A 17835-nucleotide genomic window follows, 5' to 3' on the forward strand; every position below is an offset into this window, starting at 1 on the left:
CGCAGGCCAGGGCACCCATTCGTGTCAAACGGGTCACAGTTTGCGACCGATGGCTCAAGTCGCCATCCTCGCGGCCGACAGCCTGCTGACAGGAGACTAATAATCATGCTGCCACCGATGCTCCCCTTGAGTGCCGTGCCGATCACCTCACAGCAGGACCCGATTCGTCAGCACCCGGATATTCCGCCGGTGGTGCCGGTGCAGGAGAGTTCCAACGAAAGCACGATCGACTTGCAACAGCGCGATCCCGAGGAAGCCGCTTTTCAGCTGCGCGAGGAGCAGCGACGCAAGCAGGAGCGCGAGCGTCGCCGTCGCGAGGCCGATGAAGACCCGGAGGAACATCTGGCGATTCCCGGTGACGAACTGAATGCCGACAACACGGTACCGGTGGCGCCGTTGATGGAAGATCAGCCGCGTCAGGGCTTGTGGGTCGATATTCAGATTTGAGGTTGCGGCTGGTCAGCGCGGCCGTCAGACCGCATTATTAGGGCAACCCTGTCAAACGATGCACAGAGCACCATGAGCCAAGACGATAAGCTGATTGATCTCAATTCTGAACGCGCCAAGCGGGTTCACGACCTTAATGAAAAACGTCTGAACGAAGTTCGTCAGGCGTTTGAGCAGGCGATGCCATTGGGTAAAACCAAGAAGAAACCGAAGAACAAGCCGAAAAAGCGTTGAAGTACCCTGCATCTTTTGATGCAGGTCAGTTATTTTCCCTCCTTTACGTCCGGTCTCGGGCGACATTGATCCAGGTCAATTTTCTCATCTGCCTGTTTGGTTAACTTAGCCCTATCGCAACAGAGCAAGTCCTGGAGGCCAGTCATGTTTTTCGACAACGTGGTGTTCGCCGGAGTGCTGACTGTCAGCCTCATGGTTATGTTTTTCGCAGGATTAGGAATTTTTATCTGGAAAGATTCGCACAAGCGCAAATCGTAGTTCTTTCCGGATGTAATGAGCACGCAAGGCATTTTGGGCAACTTCGGTTGCCCTTTTTTTTTCCTGTAATTTAGATCTGGCAATACAAAACCCTTGTAGGAGTGAGCCTGCTCGCGATAGCGGTGTGTCAGTCACGTTAATGCTGGATGTGCCGCCGCCATCGCGAGCAGGCTCACTCCTACAAGGGTTCTCCGTTGAATTTGAAATTGCGCCCACAAAAAAGCCCGACTCAATGGTCGGGCTTTTTCATGATTCAGCGATGGATCAGCTACCCAGTGCCTTTGATGCCAGCCAGAACAGGCCGGCCGACAGGGCCACCGTCGCTGGCAGGGTCAGGACCCAGGCCAGCAGGATGGTTTTCACCGTGCCGCCTTGCAGGCCGCTTTTGTTCGCGACCATGGTACCGGCCACGCCCGAGGACAACACGTGGGTGGTGGACACCGGCAGGCTGAAGATGTTGGCCAGGCCGATCATGCACGCGGTGGTGATCTGCGCCGACATGCCTTGGGCGTAAGTCATGCCTTGCTTGCCGATCTTCTCGCCGATGGTCAGTACCACACGCTTCCAGCCAACCATGGTGCCCAGGCCCAACGCCAGTGCAACCGCCAGAATCACCCAGAACGGGGCGTATTCGGTGGTGGTGGTCAAGTCTTTGCGCAGTTTGTCCAGATCAGCCTTTTCACGGGCATTGAGGGTAGGCAACTTGGCGACTTTTTTTGCCGTGTCATCCAGGCAGAGCAGGTAGCGACGTACTTCGATGCGGCTTTCCGACGACAACGAGTGGTAGTCCGATACACCTTTGAGGGTGCCGAGCAGGGCGGTGATGGTCGGTTCGGTCTGTTGCGGGTTGCAACGGAATTTTTCCGGCAGATCACCCTCTATGCTTTTGCCCAGCGCCAGGTATTCACCCAGGGTGTCGGCGTTGCGCTTGTAGAACTGGCTCAGGTGCAGGGTCGCATCGCGAGTCCGTTCGATCTGGTAAGTCGTGCTGCTCAGGTCGAGTACGAACTGCGCCGGCACGATACCGATCAATACCAGCATGATCAGGCCGATACCTTTCTGGCCATCGTTGGAACCGTGCACGAAGCTCACGGCCATGGCCGAGATCACTAGGACCAGACGGTTCCAGAACGGTGGGTGCTTCTTGTCGTCGAGCTTGCGGCGCTGGTCCGGCGTCTTGTGCATCTTGGACAGTGGACGCCACCATTTAAGGCCGATCAACACCAGTGCTGCGACGAGGAAGCCGGCCATTGGCGAGAACACCAGGGAGGCACCAATATCGATCGCCTTTTGCCAGTTCACGCCATCGGCCAGCGGAATGTCGTTGATCAACGCGTTGGCCAGGCCGACACCGAGGATCGAACCGATCAAGGTGTGGGAGCTGGACGCCGGGATACCGAAGTACCAGGTGCCCAGGTTCCAGGTGATGGCGGCAGCAAGCAGCGAGAACACCATGGCCAGTCCGTGACCGGTGTTCACATTGATCAGCAGTTCTACCGGCAGCAGGTGGACGATGGCGTACGCCACGCCAACACCGCCCAGCAGCACGCCGAGGAAGTTGAACACACCGGAAAAGAACACCGCCAGATGAGGCGGCATGGCTTTGGTGTAGATAACAGTAGCCACCGCGTTTGCGGTGTCATGAAAGCCGTTGATGAACTCGAAGGCGAGGACAAAGGCCAGGGCGAGCAAGAGGCTCACAAGCACCCAAGCATCAAGTCCGCTGAATAAATCGATCATGAAGGTTTTCTGACCCGGTCGTAAGGGGGCGCGATTATGCCAGAAAAGACTGCTAATCAATGCACTTGCTTCTCATCGGTAACATTCTTCAACGAATTAATTTGTGGCGATAGCCTATCTCCCAGCGTTTTACCGGGTTTTGCAACTCATTGAATTCATAGGGAAATGCAGCAGGCGCAAGGGTTTCTCTCGTGAAGTCGAGAGGTTTAAACGCCTGTGGGAAATATCTGAGAAGAGGGTCAGAAAGGAGCCAATTACCTCATCCGATGGGTGAGGTAGCCGCTGCCCGCGTGTAGCGGGCGCGAAAGGCTTCATCAATGCAACCCGCTTTTAACGGGAGCAGACGCAGACCCTTGAAAGGATTTGGACCGAGGCGGTCAAGGCTCTTCGGCTTTGAGTTCCTTTTCCATCTTCTGCAATTCCTGAGTGAACGCCTGATCCTGAACGGTGGCGCGTTTACGCCAGGGTTTACGTTCCGGTTCGGGCTGGGCGGCGTAGGTGGTGACTTCCCCGCCGTAAACTTCCTTGTAACGTTGTTCCTGGCGCTCAAGTTCCGCGCGCAGTTCGTCTTTCGTCACAGTGCTACCTGTATGAGTTGAGATTAATTCTGGTGAAACGCGCTGCATCGAATCTATTGACCACACTCGCGGAAGGGACAATGCCAAAAGCATCGTTTTACGGCATGCGAACAATACTTCCTTGTTGCAGGCGGCCACGGCACCAGAGAAAAACAGCTGACGTAGCATCAGTTACCTGTTTCAGCGAGGACGTTGGCGGAGCATATGAATGAGCGCCAAGCGCTTGCTGCGGGCAGCAACGGTAGAATACCGGGCTGTCCAGTGGTGCAACCAGTACATAAAAATCGGGTTACCACTGAGGTGTATTATAGCGGTCGATTCGAAGAACACTATCATTTGAGAGTTAAAAGTAGTTCTTCGTGTGTGACGGTTTTGTTTCTCACAACTTTCTACGTTAATAAGGTGGCCGATGATGTCACTTTGCAGTGATGTCTTTCTGGTGCCATGAAGTCGATAAGTCAGGCCGAATACATGACTTTTCAAGTCCGTGATCGAACACAATTAAAAGCATCTAGTGGTCAGCGCGAAAATCAGCGGTGAACAGGCTGGGCCGGGTGCAGGGTTGATTGCGATTATCGGTCTTTGGTTCGATAATCGCCCAATCTCGGCGATCCCTGTCTTGTCTGATGAAGCAGGGGCCGCGTGTAATAACTGCTGATCCGCCTCGGAAAGGACCTGTCATGAACGATCAAATGCGCAACTCCTTCACTTCAGTCGCGCCGCCGATTGTCGCCTCACCTGCCAAGCGAATTCAGGCCCTGACCGGCGACCCCGATTTCATGACCTCTCTGGCTCGTGGCCTGGCGGTGGTGCAAGCGTTTCAAGAGCGCAAGCGGCATCTGACCATTGCCCAGATCAGTCATCGCACAGAAATTCCCCGCGCGGCCGTGCGACGTTGCCTGCATACCTTGATCAAACTCGGCTACGCCACCACCGACGGTCGTACCTATTCGCTGCTGCCCAAAGTGCTGACCCTGGGCCATGCCTACGTGTCTTCGACGCCTTTGGCTGTGTCGGCCCAGCCGTACCTGGACCGCATGAGTGAGCAACTTCATGAGGCGTGCAACATGGCCACGCTGGAAGGCGATGACATCTTGTACATCGCCCGTTCGGCAACGACTCAACGGCTGATTTCGGTCGACCTTTCAGTGGGCGGCCGCTTGCCGGCCTATTGCACTTCAATGGGGCGGATTCTTCTCGCCGCGCTGGATGACACCTCGTTGCGCGAATACCTCGATCATGCGGAGCTGCAAGCCAAGACCAGCCGCACCCTGCACACGCCCGAGGCGCTGCTCGAATGCCTGCAAGAAGTGCGGCAACAAGGCTGGTGCATCGTCGATCAGGAACTGGAACAGGGCCTGCGCTCGATTGCCGTGCCGGTGTACGACGCTTCTGGCCAGGTGGTGGCCGCTTTAAATGTCAGCACCCACGCCGGCCGTGTCAGCCGCAATGAGCTGGAACAGCGATTCCTGCCGGGACTGCTCAGCGCCAGCCGCGACCTCAGCGCGCAGCTCTTCGCCTAAGCCCCCGTTCCAAGCCCTCTGTCTAAGCTGTTCGATAAACGCACAGACTTGCGTTTATCGAATTGACGGTCTTTCCCCAGGATCATTACTGTCGCGGCAGCGCCGGCCCAGGCTGGCAAATGTCCGACTGCGTTCTTGTGTGGAATAAAAATAATGAACCAGCCCCAGTCTGCTGTAGGTAACTGCCTCGACGTGCAGTCCTTCATCAATGATCAACCCATTTCGCGCTATCAGTGGCGAGTGGTGATCCTGTGTTTCCTGATTGTCTTCCTTGATGGCCTCGATACGGCGGCCATGGGCTTTATTGCGCCTGCGTTGTCGCAGGATTGGGGCATCGACCGCGCCAGTCTTGGCCCTGTCATGAGTGCTGCGTTGATCGGCATGGTCTTCGGCGCACTGGGTTCTGGCCCGTTGGCGGACCGTTTCGGGCGTAAAGTCGTATTGGTCGGCGCGGTGTTGTTGTTTGGTGCCTTCAGTCTGGCGTCGGCCTACAGCACCAATGTCGATCAATTGCTGGTGCTGCGCTTTCTCACCGGCTTGGGCCTTGGTGCCGGCATGCCGAACGCCACGACATTGCTGTCGGAATACACCCCGGAGCGCAAAAAGTCCCTGCTGGTGACCAGCATGTTCTGCGGCTTCAACCTCGGCATGGCCGGCGGCGGGTTTATCTCGGCCAAGCTGATCCCTGCGTTCGGCTGGCACAGCCTGCTGCTGATCGGCGGGATTCTGCCGCTAATCCTCGCGGTCGTCCTGTTGTTCTGGCTGCCGGAATCGGCACGCTACCTCGTAGTCCGTAACCGTGGCACTGACAAAGTGCGCAAGACGTTAGCCCCCATCGACCCGACCATCGTCGCCCAGGCTTCAAGCTTCAGCGTACCGGAACAGAAAACCGTGAAGGCGCGCAACGTGTTCGCGGTGATCTTCTCAGGCACCTACAGCACCGGCACATTATTGCTGTGGCTCACCTACTTCATGGGCCTGGTGATCGTTTACCTATTGACCAGTTGGCTGCCGACGCTCATGCGTGACAGCGGCGCGAGCATGGAGCAGGCAGCGTTCATTGGTGCACTGTTCCAGTTTGGCGGTGTGCTGAGTGCGGTGGGCGTGGGTTGGGCGATGGACCGGTTCAATCCGCACAAAGTCATCGGCATTTTCTACCTGCTGGCCGGGGTGTTTGCCTACGCGGTGGGGCAGAGCCTGGGCAACATTACGCTGTTGGCGACGTTGGTGCTGGTGGCGGGCATGTGTGTCAACGGTGCGCAATCGGCGATGCCATCGTTGGCGGCGCGTTTTTACCCGACCCAAGGGCGGGCGACTGGCGTGTCGTGGATGCTGGGGATTGGCCGTTTCGGCGCGATTCTCGGTGCGTGGATGGGCGCGACATTGCTAGGGCTGGGCTGGAATTTCGAGCAAGTGCTGACGGCGCTGGTGATTCCGGCGGCGTTGGCGACCACGGCGGTGGTGATCAAGGGCATGGTCAGTCATGCGGATGCGACTTGAGGGGCTGATCCAGGATTTTTGGTGAGCTTGATGACCTCATCGCGAGCAGGCTCGCTCCCACAGGGGAACGCGGTCAACTGTGGGAGTGAGCCTGCTCGCGATGCTTTTGATGTTATCGATAGCGAGACAACAATATGTTCGATAAACGAACACATAGTCGATTATCGGATTGTTTGGTGTTTTTCAGGGGCTTAATCTCTAGGCACTCCGGCGCTGCGCATCGCGCCTTTTTCTTCCACTGTCGGTTCATAACAAAACGGGAGCCTGCCCCATGGCTGAAATCCTTTCGCTGCACGACGCGGTGAAGCAATTCGTAAACGACGGCGATACAGTCGCGCTCGAAGGCTTTACTCACTTGATCCCTACGGCGGCGGGTCATGAAATCATTCGTCAGGGCAAGAAAGACCTGACACTGGTACGCATGACCCCGGACCTGATCTACGACCAGTTGATCGGCGCCGGTTGTGCTCGCAAGTTGATTTTCTCCTGGGGCGGCAACCCGGGTGTGGGATCGCTGCACCGTCTGCGTGATGCCGTCGAAAAGCAGTGGCCGCACGCGCTGGAGATCGAAGAACACAGCCACGCCGACCTGGCCAATGCCTACGTCGCTGGCGCCTCTGGCCTACCGTTCGCGGTGCTGCGGGCCTATGCCGGTTCTGACCTGCCGAAGGTCAATCCTCTGATCAAAACCGTCACCTGCCCGTTTACCGGTGAAGTGTTGGCAGCCGTGCCTTCGGTGCGTCCGGACATCACGGTCATTCACGCGCAGAAAGCCGACCGCAAAGGCAACGTGCTGCTGTGGGGCATTCTCGGTGTGCAGAAAGAAGCCGCACTGGCCGCCAAGCGTTGCATCGTCACCGTCGAAGAAATCGTCGACGACCTCAATGCCCCGATGAACGCTTGCGTACTGCCGACCTGGGCCTTGAGCGCAGTTTGCCATGTACCTGGCGGCGCGCATCCTTCCTACGCTCATGGTTACACCGAGCGTGACAACCGTTTCTACCAAGCCTGGGACCCGATTGCCCGCGACCGTGAAACCTTCACGGCGTGGATCAACGAATACATCCACGGCTGCGCTGACTTCAGCGAGTTCCAGGCCAAGCTGGCCGCTGCTTCGGAGGCCAAGTAATGACCTACACCACCAATGAAATGATGACTGTTGCCGCTGCTCGCCGTTTGAAGAACGGTTCGGTGTGTTTCGTCGGCATCGGCCTGCCGTCGAAAGCGGCCAACCTGGCGCGTCTTACCTCCTCGCCAGATGTGGTCCTGATCTACGAATCGGGTCCGATTGGCGCCAAGCCAAGCGTATTGCCGCTGTCGATTGGTGACGGTGAGCTGGCGGAAACCGCCGACACCGTGGTCCCGACCGGTGAGATTTTCCGCTATTGGTTGCAGGGCGGGCGCATTGATGTCGGCTTCCTCGGCGCTGCGCAAGTCGACCGTTTCGGCAACATCAACACCACCGTGGTCGGCGATTACCATGCGCCGAAAGTTCGTCTGCCGGGTGCTGGTGGCGCGCCGGAGATTGCCGGTTCGGCCAAAAGCGTACTGATCATCCTCAAGCAGTCGGCGCGTTCGTTTGTCGACAAACTCGACTTCATTACATCGGTCGGCCATGGCGAGGGCGGTGATTCACGTAAGCGTCTCGGTCTGCCGGGCGCCGGTCCGGTGGGCATTATTACCGACCTGTGCATCATGGAACCGGAAGCCGGCACCCATGAATTTGTGGTCACCGCGCTGCACCCAGGCGTGACCCGTGAGCAAGTGGTCGCCGCCACCGGTTGGGCGATTCGCTTCGCCGACACGGTTGAAAACACGGCCGAGCCCACTGAGATCGAACTCACTGCTCTCAGGGATCTGGAAGCTCGCACTGCTGCCGCCCACGGCCAAGCACCCGGAGAAGCCTGATGCGTGACGTTTATATCTGCGACGCCATTCGCACCCCCATCGGCCGTTTCGGCGGCGGTATGTCGGCGGTTCGCGCTGACGATCTGGCCGCTGTGCCGCTCAAGGCGCTGATGGAACGCAACCCGTCGGTGGACTGGAACGCGGTGGACGAGGTGTTCTTCGGCTGCGCCAACCAGGCCGGCGAAGACAACCGTAACGTTGCCCGCATGGCGTTGCTGCTGGCCGGGCTGCCGGAAACCATTCCGGGCGTCACGCTCAACCGCCTCTGCGCGTCGGGTATGGATGCCATCGGCACCGCATTCCGCGCGATCGCCAGCGGCGAAATGGAGTTGGCAATTGCCGGCGGTGTCGAGTCGATGTCCCGCGCACCGTTCGTGATGGGCAAAGCCGACGCGGCGTTCTCGCGCAACATGAAACTGGAAGACACCACCATCGGCTGGCGTTTCATCAACCCGTTGATGAAAGCGCAGTACGGCGTGGATGCTATGCCGCAGACCGCCGATAACGTGGCCGACGATTACGAAGTGTCTCGTGAAGATCAGGACGCTTTCGCACTGCGCAGCCAGCAGCGCACAGCCGCCGCGCAAGCCGCAGGATTTTTCGCCGAAGAAATCGTTGAAGTGCGAATTGCCCACAAGAAGGGTGAAACAGTCGTCACGCAGGACGAACATCCGCGCGCCGACACCACACTGGAAATGCTGGCCAAACTCAAACCGGTCAACGGCCCCGACAAAACCGTCACCGCGGGCAATGCTTCGGGCGTGAACGATGGTGCGGCGGCGTTGATTCTGGCGTCTGCTGAAGCGGTGAAAAAACACGGCCTGACCGCCCGCGCCAAAGTGCTGGGTATGGCGAGCGCCGGCGTTGCGCCTCGGGTGATGGGCATCGGCCCGGTCCCGGCGGTGCGCAAACTGACCGAGCGTCTTGGCTTGGCGGTCAGCGATTTCGACGTGATCGAACTCAACGAAGCCTTCGCCAGCCAGGGTTTGGCGGTGCTGCGTGAACTGGGGCTGGCGGACGACGCGGCTCAGGTCAACCCGAACGGTGGCGCCATTGCCTTGGGCCATCCGCTGGGCATGAGCGGTGCGCGCCTGGTGCTGACTGCGCTGCATCATCTGGAAAAAACCGGTGGCAAGAAAGGTCTGGCGACCATGTGCGTCGGTGTGGGTCAGGGTCTGGCCCTGGCGATCGAACGCGTCTGACACGCCGCGTCGACAAATAAGAACAGAGGAAAGCGAAATGACTGACAAGCCTGGTTACCGCCGCCCGCAGGAGGGCACTCAGCCCGACTACCTGCACCCGACGTATCAATCCACCAACCTGCGCTCGCCGTCCAAGCCGTTGGTGTTTTTGCCGCACTCGCTGTCGGAAATCACCGGCCCGACCATCGGCGCCGATCGCGTTAACGAGACGGACAACGACCTGACCGTTCAGCACCAGGGCGAGCCACTGGGTGAACGCATCATCATTCACGGTCGCGTGCTGGATGAAAACGGTCTGCCGGTGCCGGGGATTCTGGTGGAAATCTGGCAGGCCAACGCCGCCGGTCGCTACAACCACGTCCGCGACCTGCATGACGCGCCGCTGGACCCGAACTTCACCGGCACCGGCCGCACCGTGACCGACGCCGATGGCTGGTATCAGTTCCAGACCATCAAGCCCGGCGCCTATCCGTGGGGCAACCACCACAACGCGTGGCGCCCGGCGCACATCCATTTCTCGCTGTTCGGGCCGAGCATTCTGACGCGCCTGGTCACCCAAATGTATTTCCCGGGCGACCCGCTGCTGGCCTACGACCCGATCTACAACTGCGTGCCCGATACCAGCGCCAAAGAGCGTTTGATCGCGACGTTCGATCTGGAAAAAACCATCCCTTCCTATGCCCTCGGTTATCGCTGGGACATCGTCTTGCGCGGCCGCGATGCCACGCCGATGGAGAAATAAGATGACGCTGAACGCGACCACGTCCCACACCGTCGGGCCGTATTACCACATTGGCCTGACCTGGCTGAACCGCGAAGACCTGACCGTGGAGAAAACCCTCGGCGAGCGCGTGGCGATCACCGGGCAAGTCATCGATGGCAACGGCGATGTCGTCAACGACGCGATGCTGGAAGTCTGGCAGGCCAACGCCGCCGGCAAGTACGACCATCCAGAAGATGATCAGGATAAACCGCTGGACCCGAACTTCGAAGGTTTTGGCCGGGTGCCGGTGGATGCCGAAGGGCGCTTTCGTTTCACCACCATCAAGCCGGGTACGGTTGAAGGCCTGAAAGGCTCGACCCAGGCGCCGCACCTGGTGGTGCTGGTGTTTGCGCGCGGGTTGGTCAAGCACTTGCTGACGCGGATTTACTTCGATGGCGAACCGGCCAACGTGGCGGATCCGCTGCTGGAATGTGTACCGGCCGAGCGCCGCAGTACATTGCTGGCGAAGCAGGATGCGTCGGGTGTTTATCAGTGGAATGTGATTTTGCAGGGCACTGACGCGGAGACGGTGTTCTTCGATTACTGAGAACACCGCAAAGCCCTGTAGGAGTGAGCCTGCTCGCGATGGCGGAGTGTCATTCAGCATTGATGGGACAGCATTGCCAACTTGGGAACGGGATTGTTACGAAGTGTGTCTAGACTCTCACTGTCCCCATTGAGTGAAAAATAATGACAACGCCCACGGCTATTACAGCTCACTACACCGGTGAAGAACGCAGCAAGCGGATCTTTGCCATTGTCGGCGCTTCGTCCGGCAACCTCGTGGAATGGTTCGACTTCTACGTCTACGCCTTTTGCGCGATCTATTTTGCACCAGCCTTTTTTCCGTCCGACAACCCTACGGTGCAGTTGGTCAACACCGCTGGCGTATTCGCCGCCGGGTTCCTGATGCGCCCCATTGGTGGCTGGATTTTCGGCCGGCTGGCGGACAAGCACGGGCGCAAGAATTCGATGTTGATCTCGATTCTGATGATGTGCTTCGGTTCGTTGCTCATCGCGTGCCTGCCGACCTACAACAGCATCGGAGTCTGGGCGCCGATCCTGTTGCTGTTCGCGCGTTTGCTTCAAGGTTTATCGGTAGGCGGGGAGTACGGCACTACCGCAACCTATATGAGCGAAGTCGCGCTCAAGGGCCAGCGCGGCTTCTTCGCCTCGTTCCAGTACGTGACGCTGATTGGCGGGCAGTTGCTGGCGGTGTCGCTGGTGGTGGTTCTGCAGCAGTTCCTCAGCGAGGATGAATTGCGTGCCTACGGCTGGCGGATTCCGTTCGTGGTCGGTGCGTGCGCGGCGCTGATTTCGCTGTACCTGCGTCGTTCGCTGAAAGAAACCAGCAGCAAGGAAATGCGCGAAAACAAGGACGCCGGCAGCATCAGCGCGCTGTTCCGCGACCATAAAGCCGCGTTCATTACCGTGCTCGGTTATACCGCCGGTGGCTCGCTGATTTTCTACACCTTCACCACGTACATGCAGAAGTATCTGGTGAACACTGCCGGGATGCAGGCCAAGACCGCCAGTTACATCATGACCGGCGCGCTATTCCTTTATATGTGCATGCAGCCGCTTTTCGGCATGCTCGCCGACAAGATCGGTCGACGTAACTCGATGCTCTGGTTCGGCGCCCTCGGGACATTGTGCACCGTGCCGATTCTGTTGAGCCTGAAAAGTGTCAGCAGTCCGTTCATGGCCTTTGTGCTGATTACTGTGGCGCTGGCGATCGTGAGTTTTTACACCTCGATCAGCGGCCTGGTAAAAGCCGAAATGTTCCCGCCGGAAGTACGCGCACTGGGCGTCGGCCTGGCGTACGCGGTGGCGAACGCGATCTTCGGTGGTTCGGCGGAATACGTTGCCTTGAGCCTGAAAGCCGTGGGCATGGAAAACTCCTTCTACTGGTACGTTACGGTGATGATGGCGGTGGCGTTCCTGTTCAGTTTGCGTCTGCCGAAACAGGCAAAGTATTTGCACCACGACCTTTGATCTTTACGCGCGGGCCTGACGGGCCCGCGCCTCCAGGGACTGTTTATGAACGAGCGACCGGGCAATCAATTGTTCGATGCCTATTTCACTGCGCGCGATATGCGTGAGGTGTTTTGCGATCAAGGCCGCGTACAGGCCATGCTCGATTTCGAAGTCGCGCTGGCCCGGGCCGAGGCGCGTGTCGGGCTGATTCCGCCAACGGCTGTCGCCCCCATTGAAGCCGCGTGTCAGGCCGGGCTTTACGACTTTGCCGCCCTCGGCGAGGCGATTGCCACCGCGGGCAATTCCGCCATTCCATTGGTCAAGGCGTTGGGCAAGCAGATCGCGGCCAGTGATGCCGAAGCCGAACGCTATGTGCATTTGGGCGCGACCAGCCAGGACGTGATGGACACCGGGCTGGTGTTGCAATTGCGCGGGGCGCTGGCGCTGATCGAAAGTGATCTGGCGCAACTGGGCGACACCCTCGCAACTCAAGCCGAACGTCATGTCGCCACACCCTTGGCCGGCCGCACTTGGTTGCAGCATGCAACACCGGTCACCCTCGGCATGAAAATCGCCGGTTGGCTGGGCGCGGTCACTCGCAGCCGTCAACGCTTGCAAGAGCTCAAGCCACGTCTGTTGGTGCTGCAATTCGGCGGCGCCTCCGGAACCCTGGCGGCCCTGGGTGCAAAGGCGATGCCGATTGCTGAAGCATTGGCCGAGGAACTGCAACTGACCTTGCCGGATCAGCCTTGGCACACCCAGCGTGATCGTCTGGTGGAGTTTGGCTCGGTGCTGGGATTGATCGCCGGCAGCCTGGGCAAACTCGGCCGCGACATCAGCCTGTTGATGCAAACCGAGGCGGGCGAAGTCTTCGAACCTTCGGCGCCGGGCAAGGGCGGTTCCTCGACCATGCCGCACAAGCGCAACCCGGTCGGTGCAGCAGTGCTGATCGGTGCGGCGACGCGTGTACCGGGCTTACTCTCGACACTCTTCAGCGCGATGCCGCAGGAACACGAACGCAGCCTCGGTCTATGGCATGCCGAGTGGGAGACCCTGCCAGAGATTTGCTGCCTGGTGTCCGGCAGCCTCAAGCAAGCGTTGCTGGTGGCGCAGGGACTGGAAGTGGACGCGAATCGCATGGCTCGCAACCTTGATTTGACCCAAGGCCTGGTGCTGGCCGAAGCGGTGAGCATCGTGCTCGCCCAACGAGTCGGCCGCGACACCGCGCATCATCTATTGGAACTCTGCTGCAAACGTGCGGTGGCTGAACAGCGTCATCTGCGCGCCGTCCTCGGTGACGAGCCGCAAGTGACCGCCGAGCTTTCTGCTGCTGAACTTGATCGTCTGCTGGACCCCGCCCATTACCTCGGCCAGGCCCATACTTGGGTCGAGCGGGCGGTGGCTGAACATTCTGCGTTGACTGCCTGAAGGAGATTGCTGTGGCTTTTGTACAACTCGCCGAGGGCGAACTGCACTACCAAATTCAAGGGCCGCAACTCGATGGGCCTGAAGATGCACCGGTGTTGGTGCTGTCCAACTCGCTGGGCACCGACCTGCACATGTGGGACGCACAGATTGCAGCGTTCACCGAACACTTCCAGGTGTTGCGTTTCGACACCCGTGGCCACGGCCAATCGCTGGTGACACCGGGCCCGTACAGCATCGAGCAACTGGGCCGCGACGTGTTGGCGCTGCTGGATGCGTTGCACATTGAACGCGCGCATTTCTGTGGTCTGTCGATGGGCGGTTTGATCGGCCAATGGCTGGGGATCAATGCCGGTGATCGATTGAATAAACTGGTGGTGTGCAACACCGCCGCGAAAATCGGCGATCCGTCGATCTGGAACCCGCGCATTGAAACCGTACTGCGCGACGGTCCGGCCGCCATGGTCGCGCTGCGTGATGCTTCGATTGCGCGCTGGTTTACTCCGGACTTTGCCGCCGCCAATCCTTCTGCTGCGAAGCAGATCACTGACATGCTGGCCGCCACTTCGCCTCAAGGCTACGCGGCTAATTGCGCGGCGGTGCGTGATGCCGACTTCCGTGAGCAGTTGTCTTCGATCAAGGCGCCGCTGCTGGTGATCGCCGGCACTGAAGACGCGGTCACGCCGCCGTCTGGCGGACACTTCATTCAAGAACATGTGCCGGGCGCCGAATACGCCGAGTTCTATGCTGCGCACTTGTCCAACGTCCAGGCCAGCGCCGCATTCAGCGAGCGGGTCCTGGCGTTTTTGAACGCTCATTAAGGGGATTGTTGTGGACGAGAAACTACGTTACGACGAGGGCATGAAAGTCCGTCGCGCAGTACTCGGCGACGCTCACGTCGACCGCAGCCTGAACGCGCTGACCGAGTTCAACTCGGAATTTCAGGAGATGATCACCCGCCACGCCTGGGGTGACATCTGGACCCGCCCGGGACTGGCGCGCCACACCCGCAGCCTGATCACCATTTCCATGCTGATCGGCATGAACCGCAACGAAGAACTCAAACTGCACCTGCGCGCCGCCGCCAACAACGGCGTGACCCGTGGCGAGATCAAGGAAGTGATCATGCAGAGCGCGATCTACTGCGGCATCCCGGCAGCGAATGCGACGTTCCACTTGGCGGAGTCGGTTTGGGATGAGTTGGGGGTTGAGTCGCGGGAGTAACACTCCAGTTTTTTTTGGTGTATGTGCTGACGCCATCGCGAGCAGGCTCACTCCCACATTGAAATGCAGTCTAATGTGGGAGTGAGCCTGCTCGCGATGGCAATGCCATGGCTTACACAGTGGCAACTATGAAAACCCGCTTGAACGGAAACAACGTATGCCCATCTCCCTCCTGCGGGTAATGCGCATGCACCCGCATCGTGAAGTGATAGATGAACCTGGCCTGTTCGTCATCCTCCAACCCCTGCATCACCGCCCGCAACGCCGACACCTTGATCCAGTCATAAATTGGCGACTTGCCATCAACGACCTGTAGCTGCTCGGTTTCCCAGATATCCAGCGTGGCGCAGAGCGGCGCCAGCAAACGGTAGTAGTCCTCCAGCGACAACAGCGGCCGCCGCGCCATGCTTTCACGTAGCTGCGGTGTCCCTAGCGGTTGACCGTTGTGGCCGCCGCTGTCGAGGGTGTCGAGCATCAGCTGATACCACACCGCATCGCGCCAATCGGGCATGTGCGCCGCCAGACAGCCGCCCGGGTTCAAGTGCTTGAGCAATCGAGGCAACAGCTGTGGATGATCGTCGATGAAATGCAGCACGGCGGCGGCAAACAGCAGATCGGCGGGTTGTTCGGGTTGCCAGTTTTGTAGGTCGCACTGCTTCCACCGGGCCTTGATCGGCAAACACCTGGCCTCCTGAAGCATTTGCTCCGAACTGTCGATACCCAACAGGTGCGCTCGGGGCCAGCGCTTGGCCAAAACCTGCGTCGCAATGCCTGTGCCGCACCCCAGGTCGTAGATGCGTTTGGGGTTTTTGATATCGACACGGTCGAGCAATTCGTTGACCGGTCGTTGTCGAAGTCGGGAGAATTGCTGATAGGCCTTGGCGTCCCAGTCGGTAGTGCTTACTGAAACCTTAAGCTCTCGTTGCGTGGGCATGAGGTGGTCCTCTCTGTCCATGAGTGGTCAGTGAACGCCACCTAGGCACATGCATCCGATTTTTTTATTTCACGATAGATACCGTTCCATAACCTGATTCGGTGCTCGATAGCGTCAATGGCCGCCCGCAGTGCTTTTTCCCGCACCTGCGGCGTGATGATTGATCGAGACAACATTTTTTGTGCACCTGGTCCGTGGTCGCCACTGTCCACTTCGATGTGTCGATTCAGGTAGAAAGTCAACTTGGGCGCTTGTTGAGCCGTTAGCCCCCAGCGTTCCATTAAGGTCTTGAACATTTCGGGGATCGGGTCTTCGCGGCCAAAAAGAAAGCTGCTGGCCACTTCGGCAGTCGAGGCGTTGCGTGCGGTCTTAATAGTGTGTTTAACAAACGTCTGTACGTAAGCGGGAACGCGGGCTTGGTTTAGTGACTTCCCTAGGGCATAAGAACGGGAGAATTGACTGATAAACGTCTCGATTTTTTCAGTGGGCGCACTGACTTCGCCCATTGCATCGAGGTACAGACGGAAATGACTGGCCGGCTGGCCATCATGGCCAATGTCCGATTCTTCGCCGGTAATGATTTCATTGATGAGGCGTGCGCTATCTTCATTCAGCACCGGCATCCAGGGTAGTTCGACACAGGTGAAGTCGCGTTGCAGGCGCTTGGCCAGGCTCATGAAGTCCCATACTGCAAATACATGGCGACTCATGAATATTCTGACGTGTTCGACCGAACGAATAGCGTCATAAATCGGGTGTTGGGCCAATCGATCCTGATACGGCCTGAGCTCTTTTTCAAACATGGCTTGCGTCCTTGCAGAGAGATTTAAAAGCACTGTGCAGCACAGCGTTAAATGGCATTGCGCGGTTGACGAAGATCTGCAAAAAGTCGTGACCATGCCTTAGGTGACGGCAGCATTAATCCAGTCACTTTTTTATAAGCTCGCCATTCATTTCCAAAAATGGACTCGAGACGTTTGTCCATGTGCCATGTACCCAAATACATATAGATCGTGGTGCCGACCGAAAAAAGCAATGTGTCGTAGGTCATGATCGGGTGGGCCCAGAAAAACAACATCAGAAAAGTATGATGGGGGAAACGTATGTATCGTTTGATGCCTTGTACGTTCATTCGGTAAGGCGCAGGGGCTTTTTGACCTCTTAATTTGGCAATTAATTGGTGAGCACCGAGCCACTGCCAAAATGTGGAGGTATAACGAAAGCAGTAAATAGTGAGGCCCAATAGAGTCACCATTGATAACGCTGCAAAGTGAAACAGCGGGCTGCCAGGAATCAAGACATAGATATAATGCCCAGAGGGTTGCCAGTAAATGATGCCGAGCGCCAGTGTGGCGGCAGAAAACACACACATACCGATGTTCCAACTCCATTCCGGGAAGAATATTTCGTAAAGTTTCATCGCCGGCCGGGTTGTCAGGCAGGAGTGGACGAAGCCATAAGAAAACATAATCAGTGTATCGATCTGCCACCAGCTCATAGTATTTCCTTCCATGGTTGTCATCTGCTAAATGTTGCGTTAGGCAGATATTAGAAATTTGGTGGATGGCCATCTACTGTTAGAACTAACAGGTTTTAAGTCGTTTTAATAATAGAAGGGCGTTAGATTGGTTATAAGATTATCCGGCAACGAAAGCATGTTCGACGATTTTGAATAAGCCACTTCCGATGTGGCTTGGTGTTTTGGATTTTCGTGGTGGGATGCCCTTACAACAAACTGATCGGATAGTTGATGATCACCCGGTTCTCGTCGAACTCATTGGTGCTGAAGCTCTTGCGGATGCTCGCGTTGCGCCATTTGACGTTGAAGCTCTTCAACGGGCCGCTTTGTATGGTGTAGGCCAGTTCCGATTCGCGGCCCCATTCCGTGCCGTCGGTGATGGTGCCGGTATGCACGTTATCGCCGCTGATGTAGCGGTTCATCAGCGTCAAGCCGGGAACGCCCAGGGCGACGAAATTGTAGTCGTGGCGCACCTGCCAGGATTTTTCCTGGGCGTTGTCGTAGCTGGAGTTGTAGCTGTCGTTGGCCAGGGTACCGCCGCTGGTGCCGTTGACGCGCATCCATTGATCGTCACCGGTGAGTTTTTGCAGGCCGACGTAGAAG

Annotated in this window: 20 protein-coding genes; 14 read left to right on the forward strand and 6 right to left on the reverse strand. The window is 58.0% G+C overall.

Annotation, left to right across the window (positions count from 1 at the left end):
* Nucleotides 1–105 precede the first annotated feature (105 nt).
* From AC1DWM_RS09570 to ccoM, 3 genes are all read left to right on the forward strand, one after another.
* Nucleotides 106–447, forward strand: a complete 342-nt coding sequence (locus tag AC1DWM_RS09570) for an aspartate-semialdehyde dehydrogenase (RefSeq protein ID WP_477795087.1) — start codon at nt 106–108, stop codon at nt 445–447.
* 72 nt (nt 448–519) lie between these two features.
* Nucleotides 520–681 (forward strand): hypothetical protein, encoded by a 162-nt coding sequence (locus AC1DWM_RS09575; RefSeq protein WP_223512222.1) that lies wholly within the window; start codon nt 520–522, stop codon nt 679–681.
* A gap of 144 nt (nt 682–825) precedes the next feature.
* Entirely contained in the window at nt 826–939 is a 114-nt protein-coding gene (gene ccoM / locus AC1DWM_RS09580; RefSeq protein WP_317849332.1) for a cytochrome c oxidase subunit CcoM, read from the forward strand.
* Between the two features lie 264 nt (nt 940–1203).
* Here the strand turns inward: ccoM and AC1DWM_RS09585 are convergent, their stop codons facing one another.
* Nucleotides 1204–2679: an inorganic phosphate transporter gene (locus AC1DWM_RS09585; protein ID WP_223512221.1), complete on the reverse strand. Its 1476-nt coding sequence runs from the start codon at nt 2677–2679 to the stop codon at nt 1204–1206.
* A gap of 377 nt (nt 2680–3056) precedes the next feature.
* Nucleotides 3057–3257 (reverse strand): hypothetical protein, encoded by a 201-nt coding sequence (locus tag AC1DWM_RS09590; protein ID WP_007935837.1) that lies wholly within the window; start codon nt 3255–3257, stop codon nt 3057–3059.
* 680 nt (nt 3258–3937) lie between these two features.
* On the opposite strand from AC1DWM_RS09590, the gene pcaR reads away from it, so the two are divergent.
* The 11 genes from pcaR to pcaC all read left to right on the forward strand — a co-directional run bounded on the left by pcaR (nt 3938) and on the right by pcaC (nt 14779).
* Complete coding sequence (pcaR, locus tag AC1DWM_RS09595) at nt 3938–4780, forward strand: pca regulon transcriptional regulator PcaR (RefSeq protein ID WP_007947281.1); 843 nt, start codon at nt 3938–3940, stop codon at nt 4778–4780.
* Nucleotides 4781–4933: 153 nt separating this feature from the next.
* Nucleotides 4934–6280: a 4-hydroxybenzoate transporter PcaK gene (gene pcaK / locus AC1DWM_RS09600; protein ID WP_477795088.1), complete on the forward strand. Its 1347-nt coding sequence runs from the start codon at nt 4934–4936 to the stop codon at nt 6278–6280.
* 271 nt (nt 6281–6551) lie between these two features.
* Nucleotides 6552–7409: a CoA transferase subunit A gene (locus tag AC1DWM_RS09605; protein ID WP_223512219.1), complete on the forward strand. Its 858-nt coding sequence runs from the start codon at nt 6552–6554 to the stop codon at nt 7407–7409.
* Nucleotides 7409–8188, forward strand: a complete 780-nt coding sequence (locus tag AC1DWM_RS09610; protein WP_223512218.1) for a CoA-transferase subunit beta — start codon at nt 7409–7411, stop codon at nt 8186–8188. Before AC1DWM_RS09605 ends, AC1DWM_RS09610 begins: the two co-directional genes overlap by 1 nt.
* Nucleotides 8185–9390: a 3-oxoadipyl-CoA thiolase gene (gene pcaF, locus AC1DWM_RS09615; protein WP_223512359.1), complete on the forward strand. Its 1206-nt coding sequence runs from the start codon at nt 8185–8187 to the stop codon at nt 9388–9390. Before AC1DWM_RS09610 ends, pcaF begins: the two co-directional genes overlap by 4 nt.
* A 37-nt stretch (nt 9391–9427) precedes the next feature.
* Nucleotides 9428–10132, forward strand: a complete 705-nt coding sequence (gene pcaH, locus AC1DWM_RS09620; RefSeq protein WP_223512216.1) for a protocatechuate 3,4-dioxygenase subunit beta — start codon at nt 9428–9430, stop codon at nt 10130–10132.
* A gap of 1 nt (nt 10133) precedes the next feature.
* Nucleotides 10134–10700, forward strand: coding sequence for a protocatechuate 3,4-dioxygenase subunit alpha (gene pcaG / locus AC1DWM_RS09625; protein WP_223512214.1), 567 nt, complete (start codon nt 10134–10136; stop codon nt 10698–10700).
* 143 nt (nt 10701–10843) lie between these two features.
* Nucleotides 10844–12148 (forward strand): MFS family transporter, encoded by a 1305-nt coding sequence (locus AC1DWM_RS09630; protein WP_477795089.1) that lies wholly within the window; start codon nt 10844–10846, stop codon nt 12146–12148.
* A gap of 45 nt (nt 12149–12193) precedes the next feature.
* Nucleotides 12194–13558, forward strand: coding sequence for a 3-carboxy-cis,cis-muconate cycloisomerase (locus AC1DWM_RS09635; RefSeq protein WP_477795090.1), 1365 nt, complete (start codon nt 12194–12196; stop codon nt 13556–13558).
* An 11-nt stretch (nt 13559–13569) separates the two neighbouring features.
* Nucleotides 13570–14376 carry a 3-oxoadipate enol-lactonase gene (gene pcaD / locus AC1DWM_RS09640; RefSeq protein ID WP_223512210.1) on the forward strand — a complete coding sequence of 269 codons (807 nt, stop codon included), beginning with the start codon at nt 13570–13572 and terminating at the stop codon, nt 14374–14376.
* Between the two features lie 10 nt (nt 14377–14386).
* The gene (pcaC, locus tag AC1DWM_RS09645) at nt 14387–14779 is read left to right on the forward strand and encodes a 4-carboxymuconolactone decarboxylase (RefSeq protein WP_223512209.1); all 393 of its coding nucleotides are present in this window, start codon (nt 14387–14389) and stop codon (nt 14777–14779) included.
* 112 nt (nt 14780–14891) lie between these two features.
* Here the strand turns inward: pcaC and AC1DWM_RS09650 are convergent, their stop codons facing one another.
* From AC1DWM_RS09650 to AC1DWM_RS09665, 4 genes are all read right to left on the reverse strand, one after another.
* Nucleotides 14892–15713 carry a methyltransferase domain-containing protein gene (locus AC1DWM_RS09650; protein WP_223512208.1) on the reverse strand — a complete coding sequence of 274 codons (822 nt, stop codon included), beginning with the start codon at nt 15711–15713 and terminating at the stop codon, nt 14892–14894.
* A 41-nt stretch (nt 15714–15754) separates the two neighbouring features.
* Nucleotides 15755–16516 carry a DUF3050 domain-containing protein gene (locus AC1DWM_RS09655; protein ID WP_477795091.1) on the reverse strand — a complete coding sequence of 254 codons (762 nt, stop codon included), beginning with the start codon at nt 16514–16516 and terminating at the stop codon, nt 15755–15757.
* Between the two features lie 47 nt (nt 16517–16563).
* Nucleotides 16564–17211 (reverse strand): hypothetical protein, encoded by a 648-nt coding sequence (locus AC1DWM_RS09660; protein WP_223512206.1) that lies wholly within the window; start codon nt 17209–17211, stop codon nt 16564–16566.
* Between the two features lie 227 nt (nt 17212–17438).
* A partial coding sequence (locus tag AC1DWM_RS09665; RefSeq protein ID WP_477795092.1) for an OprD family outer membrane porin occupies nt 17439–17835 on the reverse strand: 397 nt, incomplete at its 5' end.

Source organism: Pseudomonas sp. P4_C8 (assembly GCF_056401975.1).

What these genes read in the sequence shown, in the direction of transcription:
- AC1DWM_RS09570 (WP_477795087.1), top strand. Translation starts at nt 106, where the DNA reads ATGCTGCCACCGATGCTCCCCTTGAGTGCCGTGCCGATCACCTCACAG.
- AC1DWM_RS09575 (WP_223512222.1), top strand. Translation starts at nt 520, where the DNA reads ATGAGCCAAGACGATAAGCTGATTGATCTCAATTCTGAACGCGCCAAG.
- ccoM (WP_317849332.1), top strand. Translation starts at nt 826, where the DNA reads ATGTTTTTCGACAACGTGGTGTTCGCCGGAGTGCTGACTGTCAGCCTC.
- AC1DWM_RS09585 (WP_223512221.1), bottom strand. Translation starts at nt 2,679, where the DNA reads ATGATCGATTTATTCAGCGGACTTGATGCTTGGGTGCTTGTGAGCCTC.
- pcaR (WP_007947281.1), top strand. Translation starts at nt 3,938, where the DNA reads ATGAACGATCAAATGCGCAACTCCTTCACTTCAGTCGCGCCGCCGATT.
- pcaK (WP_477795088.1), top strand. Translation starts at nt 4,934, where the DNA reads ATGAACCAGCCCCAGTCTGCTGTAGGTAACTGCCTCGACGTGCAGTCC.
- AC1DWM_RS09605 (WP_223512219.1), top strand. Translation starts at nt 6,552, where the DNA reads ATGGCTGAAATCCTTTCGCTGCACGACGCGGTGAAGCAATTCGTAAAC.
- AC1DWM_RS09610 (WP_223512218.1), top strand. Translation starts at nt 7,409, where the DNA reads ATGACCTACACCACCAATGAAATGATGACTGTTGCCGCTGCTCGCCGT.
- pcaH (WP_223512216.1), top strand. Translation starts at nt 9,428, where the DNA reads ATGACTGACAAGCCTGGTTACCGCCGCCCGCAGGAGGGCACTCAGCCC.
- pcaG (WP_223512214.1), top strand. Translation starts at nt 10,134, where the DNA reads ATGACGCTGAACGCGACCACGTCCCACACCGTCGGGCCGTATTACCAC.
- AC1DWM_RS09630 (WP_477795089.1), top strand. Translation starts at nt 10,844, where the DNA reads ATGACAACGCCCACGGCTATTACAGCTCACTACACCGGTGAAGAACGC.
- AC1DWM_RS09635 (WP_477795090.1), top strand. Translation starts at nt 12,194, where the DNA reads ATGAACGAGCGACCGGGCAATCAATTGTTCGATGCCTATTTCACTGCG.
- AC1DWM_RS09650 (WP_223512208.1), bottom strand. Translation starts at nt 15,713, where the DNA reads ATGCCCACGCAACGAGAGCTTAAGGTTTCAGTAAGCACTACCGACTGG.
- AC1DWM_RS09655 (WP_477795091.1), bottom strand. Translation starts at nt 16,516, where the DNA reads ATGTTTGAAAAAGAGCTCAGGCCGTATCAGGATCGATTGGCCCAACAC.
- AC1DWM_RS09660 (WP_223512206.1), bottom strand. Translation starts at nt 17,211, where the DNA reads ATGAGCTGGTGGCAGATCGATACACTGATTATGTTTTCTTATGGCTTC.